Here is a 13,951-nt window from a genome sequence, read left to right on the forward strand (position 1 = left end):
AAAGAAGGACTGCTTTTGGTTATTTACCAACCAAAATACCAAAACCTTATCTGCCAGTAAAATTTTTATGAATTAATTATTAAAAGCCTTTTTGATACGGCTAAGCTGCTTTTTAGTGTCGCGTTCCTTGATGGTTTCGCGTTTGTCGTACTCCTTTTTACCTTTTGCAAGCGCTATGTCCATTTTTGCCAAGCCTTTGCTATTGGTAAAAAGTACAAGCGGGATTATGGTAAGTCCGCTGTTTCTTACTTCCTTTTCAAGTTTTTTTAGCTCGCTGCGGTTTAAAAGAAGTTTGCGCTCGCTTTTTGGGGAATGATTGTAGTGCGTGGCGTGGCTGTATTCCTGCACGGTCATATTAATCACGAAGAGCTCTCCATTGCTAAATTCACAAAAACTTTCAGCTATGGACGCCTTGCCTTCACGAATGGCCTTAATTTCAGTGCCCCGCAAGACGATGCCGGCGGTGTAGGTATCGAGAATTTCATACTCAAACCTAGCCTTTCGGTTTTTTATTTTTACATTTTTCTGAATTGCCATAGCTGCAAAAATAGATTGAATAATGCAGAATTAATAATGAATAAACAATATTGTGTAAAGAATAAAGAATAAAGAATAAAGAATAAAGAATAGTGTCGCTCACTACTCAACGATAATCGTTTCAACCTTTTTATCGGGACCATCTATCGTTACCTTAAAAAGCGTGGAATTATCACTATCGTCCATTTCCTTAAATTTTTCTTCGCCGAGAAGCTGGTTCACCAACTGCGGGGTGGTGTTGCTATGGCCGGCGATGAGCACGGTCTTTCCGTTGGTTTCCTTTAAAAATTCCTCGGAATAGATTGTGTTCGGGTCATAGCGCTTTGGCGAAATCTGCTTCTGCTGTGCTATGAACGAAATGGTCTGCTTGGTACGGATATATTTGGTAATGTAGATTTCATCGAGCTTGATGGGTTCAAAATAGGTGGCCCAACGCTTGGCGCGCATCATCCCGTCAATATTCAGGGCAGGGTCGGGGTCTTTTGGGTCGGTACGTACTTTTTCGGCGTGGCGGATTAAATAATAAGTTGCGCTATACTCGGGGGCAGCAGATTCATTGCCGCTCTCAGATTCTTTTTCCTTTTGTTGACCGCAAAAGGTGAAAAGTGGCAATAGTGTTAATAGGATGACGAAATGTTTCATAAAAATTTTTTTAAATAACATTTTTTAAGACTCATTGGCAAAGTTATAACTAAAACGGGTGAATCTTTAATATTTCATTATTATAAATAGGGGGGCGTCTGTTGTAATTTTATAAAACGAAAAAGAAAAATTAATTTAACTTAAAACAAAAAAGCTATGAACGAAGATCAGTTTAAAGGAAAATGGAACCAAGTAAAAGGTAAATTCAAACAAGAATATGCAGACCTTACCGATGATGATTTAATGTATGCCGAAGGAAAATCGGACGAATTGCTTGGTCGCCTTCAAGAAAAGACAGGTGAATCTAAAGAAAAATTGAAAGAGAAGATTGACAAGTGGTAATTTTCACCTAAACACTATTACCGCTTTATTTGAAGCCGGACCCCCTTAAAATTTCAAGTTATTGAGATTTTAAGGGGTCTTTTTTTGGTTTCCAATTTTTGAAAAAAATTCCGTTTCAGTCTTTCTCTTTTTTTATTACATTTAGGACTCTCCCCGGTTGCGGCTCCTGCCGCTTATAGTATATTGTATAACTTTTTTATTGATTACTTATGGCAAACATAAGCTACAACCAGATCCACGAAACGCTGGACGAGGCCACCTTGGCGCTTATACTTCAAAAAATTCAGGAAATAAGAGAGCTGCTGCCCAAAGGCACTCTCATTGATGCGGAACGCAAACGCTACCGCGCGCTAGACGTGCGCAACCTGGCCTTTGTGGAAGATGTGGTGCGGCTCAAGAACGGCATTGGCGCGGGCATCTTGCCCCCAGTACTGCTCAACGATAACACAGATACAGACCTAAAACTATTTAAACAACTGCAAACCCTGCGCAGCCACATAGATGGGCTAAACTATCTGCTGAAAGATGTGGAGCGCATCGTAGGGCACGAGGCCTACGGCACGGGGCTAGCGCACTATGGAATGTACAAGGTTACTGCAAAGGCGGGCGTTGCCAACGCACAAAGCGCGATGGATGAGTTGGCGTGGCGGTTTGAGAAGCAGGGAAAAAGGGAGAAAAAGAAGGGTGGGCCAAAAGAATAATGAATTTTGTTAGCCTAAAACATACAGCTGTTACAAATTGCCTAACACCCGTAAGGTTAAAACATACAGCTGTTAGAAACAACCTAAAACAAGTAAGTATAAAACATACACTTGTTAGAAAACACCTAACATATGTAAGGTTAAAACATACTTCTGTTAGAAAACACCTTACACGTGTTAGGCTAAAACATACAGCTGTTGGATTTTATTTTACAAAAAGCACTAATTAACTATAAAGACTACTAAAAATGAAAACACAGAAGAAATTAATACCTCCACATTTAGGGAATTTACTGAAGATCTATTATAAAAAAAACCGCATTAACAAATCTGGACTTGCGCGGGCCATGAACCGGAGCAGGGCGACCGTTCAAGATTATGAGGAGCGCAAGAGTTTGCAGTGCAATGTGCTTTGGGATATATGTGTGGCAGTAGAGCACAATTTTTTTGCAGACCTGGCCGCGCAATTGCCGCAAACCTACACCACAAACGTGCCCGAAGACACCACCCAGGCACAACGCATTGCACAACTGGAGGAGGAAAATAAGATACTAAAAACAAAGGTAGATACGCTACTGGCGGTGGTGGGGAAGGGATAAATTAATATATTAGCAGAAACATGGAAAATTTACTTCATGTTGATATATAATAGTTGTATGCCATTAGAGAGAACCGTGAAATACTTAATAATACTGACTTCAATTTTACTCTTTAGTTGCTCAAATAGTGCGACTGATACGATTACGCTAATTCCTGATGGTTATACTGGACCGGTAAAAATTAGCCTTTGTGACGGAAAAGGAAAAGAAGAAAAATTGGAAAATGGAAAACGGATTTATGAAATTGACACTAACGGACTTTTGATTACAAAGTTTAAGGCGGAGTTCGGTTGGCAGTTTAACAAATATTATTACGTTAAAGACAATAACAGACAAGAAATCCGATTTTTAAATTTCTATGATAAAGACGTGAAATTTGATAAAGATTCGGTTTATGTTTTTGGAGAACAACACTCTGGAACTGGAAGCAAAACGGACAGTACAGGAACATATCAAACCTGTCCAATTATCACATTTTATGTAGGGAAATACAAGAATGTAGAAAAGAAAATGCACGATTTGACTATGTTCTCATTCAAGACAACAGAACTGATAAATGAAAAATAAAAAACGGCATACAAAAATAGTAACCGTTGCACAACCCCTTAATTTTTTAAGTCCGAACCAATATAAGCCGTTTTAAGCCCCCCGATACCGCACGTTTGCAACGTGTGGTCTTCCAAAAAAACAAAACCCCTAGGCAAACGCCCAGGGGTTTATAGTTTTAATCTATTTATTGCTTACTTTTCATCAATAACGGCATCCTGGTTTCTAAAAACCAGTCCGTCATCAAAGCTATCCAGCAAGATAACACTCTCGGTAGTAATTTTTCCGGCAAGTATTTCTTTACTAAGCTGGTTAAGCACTTCGCGCTGTATCACCCTTTTTACCGGCCTTGCGCCAAACTGCGGATCAAAACCTTTTTGTGATAAATAGGCAATGGCCTCAGGAGTTGCATCCAGCACAATGTTTTGTTTTAATAACATTTTGGAAACGCCTTTCAATTGCAGGCCAACAATTTTCTGGATGTCCGTTTTTGAAAGTGGCGTAAACATAATAATGTCGTCAATACGGTTTAAGAACTCTGGGCGCACGGTTTGTTTCAGTAAGGCAAGTACTTCTACCTTGGCACCTTCCATTGCAGTCTCAGGATCTTTCACGCTCTCAAAACGCTCTTGGATTATCTGGCTTCCCATATTGCTGGTCATAATGATAATCGTGTTCTTGAAATCTGCCAAGCGCCCTTTGTTGTCGGTCAAACGCCCTTCATCCAAAACCTGCAATAGAATATTGAAAGTATCCGGATGGGCTTTTTCAATCTCGTCCAGCAATACCACGCTATACGGTTTGCGGCGTACGGCTTCTGTTAGCTGCCCGCCTTCATCATAACCCACATATCCGGGAGGGGCACCCACCAAACGGCTCACACTGTGGCGCTCTTGGTATTCGCTCATATCGATACGGGTCATTGCGTTTTCATCGTCAAACAGATATTCCGCTAGGGCTTTTGCAAGCTCAGTTTTACCTACACCCGTAGTTCCTAGGAAAAGGAAACTACCTATTGGTTTCTTTTCATCCTGTAATCCTGCTCGGCTACGGCGTATGGCATCACTCACTGCCTGAATGGCTTCGTCCTGGCCCACTACGCGTTTGTGCAAGTGGTCTTCCAACGTTAAAAGTTTTTCACGGTCGCTCTGCAACATTTTGGTTACCGGGATACCGGTCCATTTTGCAACTACTTCGGCAATATCCTCACGGGTTACTTCTTCTTTAATCATAGAAGAACCATCTTGATTTTCGGCAAGCTGGGTTTCAAGTTTGTTAAGCTCTTCCTGTGCTTCCTTGATTTTACCGTAACGCAATTCGGCTACCTTTCCAAAATCGCCCTCACGTTCAGCACGTTCAGCCTCCAGTTTGTATTCCTCAATTTGGGTTTTAAGGTTTTGTACATTGTCCACCACCTCTTTTTCACTTTGCCATTTTGCGTTGAGTTCGTTGCGTTCTTCTTTTAAATTTGCCAATTCTGAGTGAAGCGATTTCAGTTTGGTTTCATCTTTTTCACGCTTTATGGCTTCAATTTCAATTTCAAGCTGCATAATCTTTCTGTCCAAAACGTCCAGTTCCTCTGGTTTGGAATTAATTTCCATCCTAAGTTTACTGGCTGCTTCGTCCATAAGGTCAATGGCCTTATCGGGAAGAAAACGGTTTGTGATGTATCGTTCTGAAAGTTCTACAGCCGCAATAATTGCTTCGTCCTTAATGCGCACTTTGTGGTGGGTTTCATATTTTTCCTTAATTCCACGAAGAATTGAAATAGCGCTCTCGGTATCAGGTTCATCAACCATCACCTTTTGGAAACGACGTTCCAGTGCTTTGTCCTTTTCGAAATATTTTTGGTATTCATCCAAAGTAGTAGCTCCAATGGCTCGCAGCTCACCACGCGCAAGAGCGGGTTTCAAAATGTTTGCTGCGTCCATTGCGCCTTGACCGCCACCAGCACCCACTAGGGTGTGGATTTCATCAATAAAAAGAACGATGTCTCCCTCACTGGAAGTTACTTCTTTGATTACGGCTTTTAAACGCTCTTCAAATTCCCCTTTGTATTTGGCTCCTGCAATAAGCGCACCCATATCCAGAGAATAGATTTCCTTCGACTTGAGGTTTTCAGGAACATCTCCGTCCACAATTCGGTGGGCAAGCCCTTCTGCGATTGCGGTTTTACCAGTACCGGGTTCCCCAACAAGCATGGGGTTGTTTTTGGTCCTTCTTGAGAGTATTTGAAGAATTCTTCGTATCTCCTCATCACGGCCAATTACAGGGTCCAGCTTGCCGTCGCGGGCAAGTTGGTTAAGGTTTTTGGCGTACTTATTCAAAGAGTTGTAAGTTTCCTCGGCACTTTGTGAGGTTACTTTTTCACCTCCGCGTAATTCATCAATCGCGGTTTTCATTCCTTTTTCGGTTACGCCTTGGTCTTTCAGGCTCTGTGCAATGCTGCTTTTTGAGTTTAGAATCGCCAATAAAAGATGTTCTATGGAAACATATTCATCGCCCATTTTCTTGGCAATGTTGCTGGCTTCAAGAACCGTTTTGTTTGCTTCACGCGAAAGCATAATATCGCCTCCAGAAACTTTCGGGAAGCTTTCAAGTTGCTTGTCCAAGATTTGTTTTAGGGTAACGAGGTTTACGTTAAGCTTCTTTAAGATGAAAGGCAAGACGTTTTCATCTACCTCAAAAATTGCTTTGAGGATGTGTTCGTTTTCAATCTGTTGGTTGCCAAAACCCTGCGCAATCTGTTGCGCTTGCTGTATGGCCTCCTGGCTTTTTATTGTAAAGTTGTTAAAGTTCATATATAAAAAAGTTTGTTATTTATTGTTTGTGGTTTAGTGTTTTCAAATACAAAGCCACACTAAAATTAAGACATAATGTCCGTAAAAACAACTAGTTTAACAGACATTCTGACTGATTTAAAGTTGTGCTTTTTATAATTTCTTTTAGATAATATCATGGCTATAACTTGTAGTTTTGTAAAAAAAGAAAACCATGGGATTATTAGATATATTTAAAACACCGAGAGACATTGCAAAAGAAGAGATAGTAGAAGTGCCTTGGCATGTTTTGGCCAAAATGGACCAATTGGATGAAATAGTTGAGGAATCCAAAAGCAAGCCTGTTGCTATTTTTAAGCATTCTACTCGTTGCGGAATTAGCCGAGGGGTTTTAAAATTGTTTGAGAAAAACTACAATCTTACTGACAATCAGCTAAAACTTTATTTCTTGGATTTATTGCAAAACCGTGATATATCAAACGAAATAGCGGCTCGTTTTAAAGTGCAGCATGAAAGTCCGCAAATTATTGTTATTAAAAATGGGGCAGTGGTACACCATGATTCGCATCATTCTATTGAGGCTTCGCACTTGGAGCGATATATTTAAGATTTAAAAGGTATTGTCCCTTAAAATTTCTTTAAACCGTTCTTTTATATTTGTTCCGGCATCAAAGACCATTTGTTCGTTGTTCGGAAAAGGTATAAAGTAATTGTTCAGCAGTCTTCGGTCCTCGGGGGTCAGGGCGCGTTCATCGCCTCGATATTTTGCAAAGACATTTTCAAAAACAAATTCCGAGGAAATTGGAAAACTGTTTAATTGCCGCCTTCTGTTCAAATCCATGTAAACCACGGTGCCGCCCACAAATACACTTTTTTGCTGGGTGGTGATGGTAATCTGGGCTGAAACATTAATATACTTATCAATTTTGATTGGGTTGCCCAGACTGTCGCGCACAATATTCCCCTTGCGGTCACGACCATATTCATACCCATCCTTAATGCGCTGTGTTCGGGTATATTGCCTATCTGAAATTCGTTCAGGTGAAATTTGAATGGTTTGAAAATTTAAATCAATTCCCAAATCATAATTAATTCCGTTTTCTCGTTGGCCGTGATATTCAGTCCAAAAATCATCCAATCCATAGGTGTTGAAATCAAGCAAATCCCGCTCCAACCGAAAAGGAATAAACTGGCCCGTATGATTGTTTAAAGTAACGAATACGAAATCGGTTCCCCGGAAATGTGCATCTTCCTTAAGTTGGTGCACGTCTCGGTAATTGGGTTGCACTTCCTCCAGTTCGCATAAAACATTAAAAGCACTTCGGTAATCTTTTTTTGTGTTGCGCTGCATGTAAGCAATAGCTTCTTGATATAAAGACTTTATATATGCATCTTTGGCACCTAGTAAATCATTGGTATAATCTGAAAATACAAAGTTTGCCTTTCTGCCCATCTCATTACTGTAGAGTGGAAGGAGGGGACGAATTAAATCTTGGCGGGCCTGCAGATCGAGATAAGTATAGTAAATTTCTTTGGCGCCAGCAAAACTATTTTCCTTTTTCAGAAAATTAATATGTCGAGTGTCATCTTCCTTTGCCTTTAAATAGGCTTCTTCCAAAAGACGAATGTGGGCATCGTATTCTTTCGCGTCTTTATCTTTTTGAAGTTTTTTTACGGCAAGTTCAATGGCTTGATTATAATTTCCTTGAGCAACGAATTTTTGGGTACGCTTCACGCTATTGCAAGAAGCGCTGAAAAGAGCCGTAAATAGAATAATGTAAAAAGCCTTCATACCGAAATTGATTTGGTTATGAAGGCTAAATTACAATAGTAGTGCCAAATATTATTGTTTGATGGCAGGTAAAAGCTTTGTTCTACATTCCCCAAAACCAATCCGCACTTTTTCATTTTTACAGAAACCTTTTAAGATAACGGTATCATTATCGTTTATAAATTTACGTTCTGACCCATCGGAAAGTTTAATAGGCTTTTCCCCGCGCCAAGTAAGTTCTAGCATAGAGCCATAACTATCCGGAGTGGGCCCCGAAATTGTTCCGCTTCCCATCATATCGCCACTGTTCACGTTACAACCGTTAATGGTGTGATGTGCCAACTGCTGGCTCATATTCCAATACATATATTTAAAGTTTGATGTAGAAACTTTTGTTTCAGTTCCTTTTTCAGGAGCAATATATACTTCAAGGTTTATGTCGTAGCTTTTCTTTCCTTTATACTGAAGATAGGGTAGTTGCTCCATTTCGGGTTTCGGGCCTTCAACTTTGAAAGGTTGCAGTGCGTCCAAGGTTACAATCCAAGGCGAAATGGACGAAGCAAAATTCTTCGCTAGGAATGGTCCGAGCGGCACATATTCCCACTTTTGAATATCTCGTGCACTCCAATCGTTGAAAAGTACTAATCCGAAGATATATTCTTCTGCCTCATCAACAGGAATTGGCTCTCCCAATGCATTTGCATCGGTAGTTATGAATGCCATTTCCAATTCAAAGTCTACCAATTTGGAAGGGCCAAACACAGGCTCCGTTGCACCTTCTGGCATAGTTTGTCCCCAAGGTCTGCGGGCGTTGATGCCGCTTGGTATTATGGAAGAGCTTCTTCCGTGGTAACCCACGGGTATGTGAAGCCAGTTTGGCATCAACGCGTTCTCTTTTCCGCGGAACATAGTTCCTACATTCGTGGCGTGTTCCTTGCTGGAATAAAAATCAGTATAGTCACCCACTTGCACGGGTAGTTGCATTTCTACTTCATCCATCGTGAAAAGGATGTGCTGTCTATGATCTTTGTTATCGCGAAGTTTAGGATTTTCCGCATCAAAAATATCAGCGATTCTATTTCGAACCAAGCGCCACGTTTTTCTTCCATCGCTAATAAAATCATTTAAGGTGTCTTGCAGAAAGATATCATCGGTAAGGTCAATTCCTTTAAAATATCCAAGCTGGTGCAGGGCGCCAAGGTCTATGGCATAATCGCCTATACGGGTTCCTATGGTGATAATATCGTCGCGCGTTAAAAATACGCCGAATGGTATGTTTTGTATGGGAAAATCAGTGTCTGGCGCGGTGTCCAGCCAGGTTTTGCGTGTGGGGTCGTTTGCGGTTATTGGCATTTTTTATATTCTTTTGTAGTTGTAAATAAAACTAGTTAAAAAAAATCAATTTATTAAAAATCAATAAATTAATTCACTTTTCCTTTTTCGTTACAACCTATGTTTTGTTAGTAAAATTCTTCATCAAATATATATATTTCATTATAGTTACCGAATGGATTTGCTATTTTTGATTTTAATTAACTTTTGTGTGGATTTATGCCTTAGGACTAGCGCTCCAAAGCTATAATCGAAAAAATTGAACTCTAAATACAATCTTCAAAACAATAAAATTTTACTATGCAACGTGACGAACAGATTTTTGAATTGATAGAAGCCGAAAAGCAACGCCAATTGAACGGTCTGGAGCTAATTGCTTCAGAGAACTTTGTGAGCGACCAAGTTATGGAAGCCGCAGGTTCCGTTTTAACTAATAAATATGCCGAAGGCTATCCCAGCAAACGCTATTACGGTGGTTGCGAAGTGGTGGACGAGGTTGAACAAATAGCTATTGATCGCGCCAAAGCTTTGTTTGGAGCCGAATATGCAAACGTACAACCCCATAGTGGATCGCAGGCAAACACCGCTGTTTTCGCTGCGTGTTTAAATCCTGGTGATAAATATTTAGGTTTTGACCTTTCCCACGGCGGGCACTTAACGCACGGTTCTCCCGTAAATTTTTCGGGAAGACTTTACAATCCTGTTTTTTATGGGGTTGATAAGGAAACGGGAAGAATTGATTATGATAAGGTTGAGAAAATAGCCGTTGCCGAAAAACCGAAAATGATCATTGCTGGTGCCTCGGCCTATTCAAGGGAAATAGATTACAAGCGTTTCCGTGAAATTGCCGATAAAGTTGGCGCTATTTTGTTTGCAGATATTGCACACCCTGCAGGATTGATTGCAAAGGGAATTATTGGCGACCCGCTTCCGCACTGCCACGTAGTAACAACTACCACCCACAAAACCCTTCGAGGCCCGCGTGGCGGAATGATTTTGATGGGCAAGGATTTTGACAATCCCTTTGGTCAAAAGCTGAAAAATGGCAACCTAAAAAAAATGAGCAGTCTGCTGGACAGCGCTATCTTCCCCGGAAACCAGGGCGGGCCGTTGGAACATATAATTGCCGCAAAAGCGATTGCCTTTGGCGAGGCTTTAACGGACGATTTCCTTCATTATATGGTGCAGGTGAAGAAGAACGCTGCGGTAATGGCGCAAAAATTTGTAGAAAAAGGGTATGATATTATTTCTGGCGGAACCGATAATCATATGATGCTTATTGATCTTCGCAATAAAAATATTTCAGGAAAGGAAGCCGAAGAGGCCTTGGGCAAAGCAGATATTACGGTTAATAAAAACATGGTTCCATTTGATGATAAGTCTCCTTTTGTAACCAGCGGAATTCGTATTGGGACAGCAGCGGTAACCACCCGCGGTTTGGTTGAAAAGGATATGGAAAAAATTGTCGATTTAATTGATGAAGTAATTATGAATCATTCAGATGAAGCCAGATTAGAAGGTATTGCTGAAAAAGTAAATGAAATGATGGCTGGGTTGCCACTTTTTAAAAACTAAAAATGATTTATACCGAACGACTTAAATTAAGGGAGTACACTTTAAAAGATGCTCCCTTTATTTTTAAACTGATGAACAGCGAAGGCTGGCTTAAAAACATTGGCGACAGAAACATCAAATCTCTTGAAGACGCCGAAACTTATATGCAGAAGAATTATTTGAGCAGTTATGAAGAGCATGGCTTTGGTCCTTATTTGGTTTCATTGATAGAAAACGGTACACCAATTGGCTCCGCTGGACTATATAAGCGTGATACTCTTGAGCACCCAGATATAGGTTTCGCTTTTTTACCTGAACACGGCAGGAAAGGTTATGCTTTTGAAGCTGCGCAAGCCGTTATGCAGTTTGCTTCAGAAACATTAAAACTGAAAACGATAGTTGGTATAACTATTCCGGAAAATATTTCTTCAATAAAACTATTAAAAAAGCTCGGTCTTTCGGAAGTGGGAAACTATACCTACGAAGATGGAGAGGAACTTTTATTATTTTCAAATTAAAAAAATGATTACAGAAAAAGACAAACAATTTATAAAACGTGCCATCGAACTTTCTGAAAAAGGATTGGATAGTAATGCCGGAGGCCCTTTTGGAGCAGTGATTGTAAAAAATGGAGAAATTATAGCTGAAGGTTTTAACCAGGTTACTTCAAGCAACGATCCTACGGCTCATGCTGAGGTTGTGGCTATCCGGAAAGCATGTGAAAAATTAGACTCTTTCCAACTCGAGGATTGTATTATTTATACTTCCTGCGAGCCTTGCCCAATGTGCTTGGGTGCCATTTATTGGGCGCGACCAAAAGCGGTTTACTACGCCTGTACTAAAGAGGATGCAGCGGAAATAGGCTTTGACGATGATTTTATTTATGATGAAATTGATAAAAATATTGAAAACCGAAACATACAATTCATCAATCTGGAAAGGGAAGAGGGCCGAAAAGTTTTTAAAAAGTGGGAAGCCAAGGAGGGAAGAATTGATTACTAATTTACTTTTTCTCAAAATGAAGAATTTGAAACGAATCATCTTCCTTGGAATTGCAGCGATAGCTTTTGCCTGTGGCAAGGATGAACCGTCCAAGGCTACAATTACAGGGCTTTGGAAACTGGAAAGTATGAAGGTGCGCGACACCACAACCAATACCTGGAGCGATTACAAAGGCGGAATGGACGGTTATTTGTTGTATGATAAAAATAAACATGTAGCACTTCATCTATATGAAAAAGGTTACGAAAAAGCAGGAATTGAATTCCCTAATTTCAACGATTCCATTTCTTTGGAAGCCTTGAAACATATCACCAAATCCTACTACTATATGGGTAATTACAAAGTTTCTGAAGCGGATAGTATTGTTTCGCACTTCAAACTTTCACACTCCAACCCTTCTGAATTTGGATTGACTGCCGAACGAAGGTTTTATTTCAGCGGTGATACGTTGGTAATGCAACCCGTGGAACGCAAAAACTCTAAACTTAAATTGAAATGGTTACAAGTAAAATGATTGTTTTCAAAGATTGATATAAAAAACCCGTCTTATTTGGACGGGTTTTTTATATTAATCTTCGGGGAAGACCGTGGTCTCATATGCACCGGCATCAGGCGGATTGCTTCTGGAAGTTCCATTTAAATCTGTTAATGGAAGTACGCCTGGTTTCCCGATATTTTCTGCTCCCGAGGTTCCAGTTTCAATATTGAAATTGTTCATTTCAGTATTTTGGAAAACAGGATCTAAATTAAATTTTGTTGCAGTATATAAGGCACTGTTGTTAAAATCATATAACGGATCATTATCAAATTCCCCAGTAGGGTCTTCAAAACGCAGCAAACAATTTTCAAAATTGAAATTGAAAGCGCCCCCTGTAACTTGGAAAAGCGAAAGCTCACGACGTTCGTTACCGTAAATAATACAGTTTTTAAAGTCTGCTTTTATCAAATCGAAAACAAGAATTTCGGTGGAAGTTTCCAAGCTGTTGTCCAATGAAACGGCAGGGAAGGAACGGAAACCGTTGGTCCAATAATTGGCAAAAGTGCAGTGTCTAAATTCATAGCTACCGCCCAATTGTATAGCCAAAGAGGATTGGCCACTATTGTTTATTACCATATTTTCACCGTCAATACTTCCCGTTCTGGAAAGCAAACCAACGTTGGTGCTGTTGTAAATCTGAACATTTTTTAACGTAACCGGGCAGTCTTCCATTAAAATTCCAACGGTACTGTTTTTAATTGTTGTATAATTAAATTCATTGTCCACACTTCCAGAGGTTAGCCAAATAGTAAGCCATTGTCCCGGAACATCGGCAAATGCAGGTTCCAGCCTATCACCCTCAAAAATCACCTCGTTTTCCATTTCCTCACGATCTAAACTTGGTAAACCTAGTGATTTCATCGATGCGTTTTGTGCTACGATTATTCCACTTCCATCGTGAAAATGAACACGGGCACCAGCTTCTACCGTAAGTGTTTTATTTCCTGGAACGGCAGCATAACCGTATATTACATACGGCTTTTCATTTGTAAAAGTAAGTTCATCATCTTCGAGAAAGAATCCTTTTACAAGTATATCCTCTCCGTTTTCGTCTTGTCCTAAGTTTAATGTTTCAGTGGTTCCGTCAGCATATTTTTCAGGGAAAAGAAAAACAGCATCCTTTATGAGCGTTACCAATTCTACTTTTTGTTCGTTACCGCCACTATCAAAAAGAAGTTGGTCTGTATAAAGAAAATTCTTTGGATCCGTTGGCAGATTATTGATGTCGAATGTGGTTTCAATAAAAATAAAGATACTGTCCTTAGCCAAAACCTGTATGTTCTCAAAAACTTTTCCGGGCATTCCATCAACGTTCAACCGATAGTTGGAAGCTTCTCCCTGAGCCAACCGTAGGGTAGGAATATTAATATCCTCGTCGCTTCGATTATAAACCTTTAAATTATAGGTGCTGCTCCCAATATTGGTGAAAATAGTATCAAGATAAACCGTGTCTTTGGAAAATTCTAAGTTTCCAGTGCTGGCAACGGTTTCAAAATCGTTGCGGCAAGAACTCCATAATACTAGGCAACACAAAATTGCCAAACCGTATAAATACCTCATTCAAATATAATTTTGGTAAAAATATAACTTTTTATGAAGCTAATTAT

The 13,951-nt window shown here is 39.9% G+C and carries 15 protein-coding genes; 9 read left to right on the forward strand and 6 right to left on the reverse strand.

Annotated features, from left to right (window positions below):
• Positions 1-72: 72 nt before the first annotated feature.
• Together smpB and LS48_RS05345 are read right to left on the reverse strand one after the other, a co-directional pair.
• The gene (gene smpB, locus LS48_RS05340; protein ID WP_045079696.1) at positions 73-537 is read right to left on the reverse strand and encodes an SsrA-binding protein SmpB; all 465 of its coding nucleotides are present in this window, start codon (positions 535-537) and stop codon (positions 73-75) included.
• Positions 538-639: 102 nt separating this feature from the next.
• On the reverse strand, positions 640-1,179 hold the full coding sequence (locus LS48_RS05345; RefSeq protein WP_076692426.1) for a SixA phosphatase family protein: 540 nt from the start codon (positions 1,177-1,179) through the stop codon (positions 640-642).
• A 156-nt stretch (positions 1,180-1,335) separates the two neighbouring features.
• Here LS48_RS05345 and LS48_RS05350 point away from each other — a divergent pair, with 156 nt between their 5' ends.
• The 4 genes from LS48_RS05350 to LS48_RS05365 all read left to right on the forward strand — a co-directional run bounded on the left by LS48_RS05350 (position 1,336) and on the right by LS48_RS05365 (position 3,388).
• Positions 1,336-1,521 (forward strand): CsbD family protein, encoded by a 186-nt coding sequence (locus LS48_RS05350; protein WP_062620743.1) that lies wholly within the window; start codon positions 1,336-1,338, stop codon positions 1,519-1,521.
• 209 nt (positions 1,522-1,730) lie between these two features.
• The gene (locus LS48_RS05355; protein ID WP_062620745.1) at positions 1,731-2,222 is read left to right on the forward strand and encodes a hypothetical protein; all 492 of its coding nucleotides are present in this window, start codon (positions 1,731-1,733) and stop codon (positions 2,220-2,222) included.
• A gap of 248 nt (positions 2,223-2,470) precedes the next feature.
• A complete protein-coding gene (locus LS48_RS05360; RefSeq protein ID WP_062620748.1) occupies positions 2,471-2,821 on the forward strand; it encodes a hypothetical protein in 351 nt (116 codons plus the stop codon).
• Positions 2,822-2,878: 57 nt separating this feature from the next.
• Entirely contained in the window at positions 2,879-3,388 is a 510-nt protein-coding gene (locus LS48_RS05365) for a DUF6843 domain-containing protein (protein ID WP_062620749.1), read from the forward strand.
• A 173-nt stretch (positions 3,389-3,561) separates the two neighbouring features.
• Here the strand turns inward: LS48_RS05365 and clpB are convergent, their stop codons facing one another.
• Entirely contained in the window at positions 3,562-6,168 is a 2,607-nt protein-coding gene (gene clpB / locus LS48_RS05370; protein ID WP_062620752.1) for an ATP-dependent chaperone ClpB, read from the reverse strand.
• Between the two features lie 193 nt (positions 6,169-6,361).
• On the opposite strand from clpB, the gene ytxJ reads away from it, so the two are divergent.
• Positions 6,362-6,754 carry a bacillithiol system redox-active protein YtxJ gene (ytxJ, locus tag LS48_RS05375; RefSeq protein WP_062620754.1) on the forward strand — a complete coding sequence of 131 codons (393 nt, stop codon included), beginning with the start codon at positions 6,362-6,364 and terminating at the stop codon, positions 6,752-6,754.
• Positions 6,755-6,757: 3 nt separating this feature from the next.
• Here ytxJ and LS48_RS05380 read toward each other — a convergent pair whose 3' ends face one another.
• Positions 6,758-7,939 carry a hypothetical protein gene (locus LS48_RS05380; RefSeq protein WP_062620756.1) on the reverse strand — a complete coding sequence of 394 codons (1,182 nt, stop codon included), beginning with the start codon at positions 7,937-7,939 and terminating at the stop codon, positions 6,758-6,760.
• 51 nt (positions 7,940-7,990) lie between these two features.
• Positions 7,991-9,271, reverse strand: coding sequence for a fumarylacetoacetase (gene fahA / locus LS48_RS05385; protein WP_062620759.1), 1,281 nt, complete (start codon positions 9,269-9,271; stop codon positions 7,991-7,993).
• A gap of 279 nt (positions 9,272-9,550) precedes the next feature.
• Here fahA and glyA point away from each other — a divergent pair, with 279 nt between their 5' ends.
• Genes glyA through LS48_RS05405 form a run of 4 tightly spaced genes read left to right on the forward strand, consistent with a single transcriptional unit; the run spans position 9,551 to position 12,320 of the window.
• On the forward strand, positions 9,551-10,825 hold the full coding sequence (gene glyA / locus LS48_RS05390; RefSeq protein WP_062620761.1) for a serine hydroxymethyltransferase: 1,275 nt from the start codon (positions 9,551-9,553) through the stop codon (positions 10,823-10,825).
• A 2-nt stretch (positions 10,826-10,827) separates the two neighbouring features.
• Positions 10,828-11,322 (forward strand): GNAT family N-acetyltransferase, encoded by a 495-nt coding sequence (locus LS48_RS05395; RefSeq protein ID WP_062620763.1) that lies wholly within the window; start codon positions 10,828-10,830, stop codon positions 11,320-11,322.
• Positions 11,323-11,326: 4 nt separating this feature from the next.
• The gene (locus LS48_RS05400; protein WP_062621493.1) at positions 11,327-11,806 is read left to right on the forward strand and encodes a nucleoside deaminase; all 480 of its coding nucleotides are present in this window, start codon (positions 11,327-11,329) and stop codon (positions 11,804-11,806) included.
• A 25-nt stretch (positions 11,807-11,831) separates the two neighbouring features.
• Positions 11,832-12,320: a lipocalin-like domain-containing protein gene (locus LS48_RS05405; RefSeq protein WP_157881715.1), complete on the forward strand. Its 489-nt coding sequence runs from the start codon at positions 11,832-11,834 to the stop codon at positions 12,318-12,320.
• A 54-nt stretch (positions 12,321-12,374) separates the two neighbouring features.
• Here the strand turns inward: LS48_RS05405 and LS48_RS05410 are convergent, their stop codons facing one another.
• Positions 12,375-13,904 carry a hypothetical protein gene (locus LS48_RS05410; RefSeq protein WP_062620769.1) on the reverse strand — a complete coding sequence of 510 codons (1,530 nt, stop codon included), beginning with the start codon at positions 13,902-13,904 and terminating at the stop codon, positions 12,375-12,377.
• Between the last annotated feature and the right edge of the window lie 47 nt (positions 13,905-13,951).

The organism is Aequorivita aquimaris (assembly GCF_001573155.1).
In the GTDB taxonomy this organism is placed as follows: Bacteria; Bacteroidota; Bacteroidia; order Flavobacteriales; family Flavobacteriaceae; genus Aequorivita; species Aequorivita aquimaris.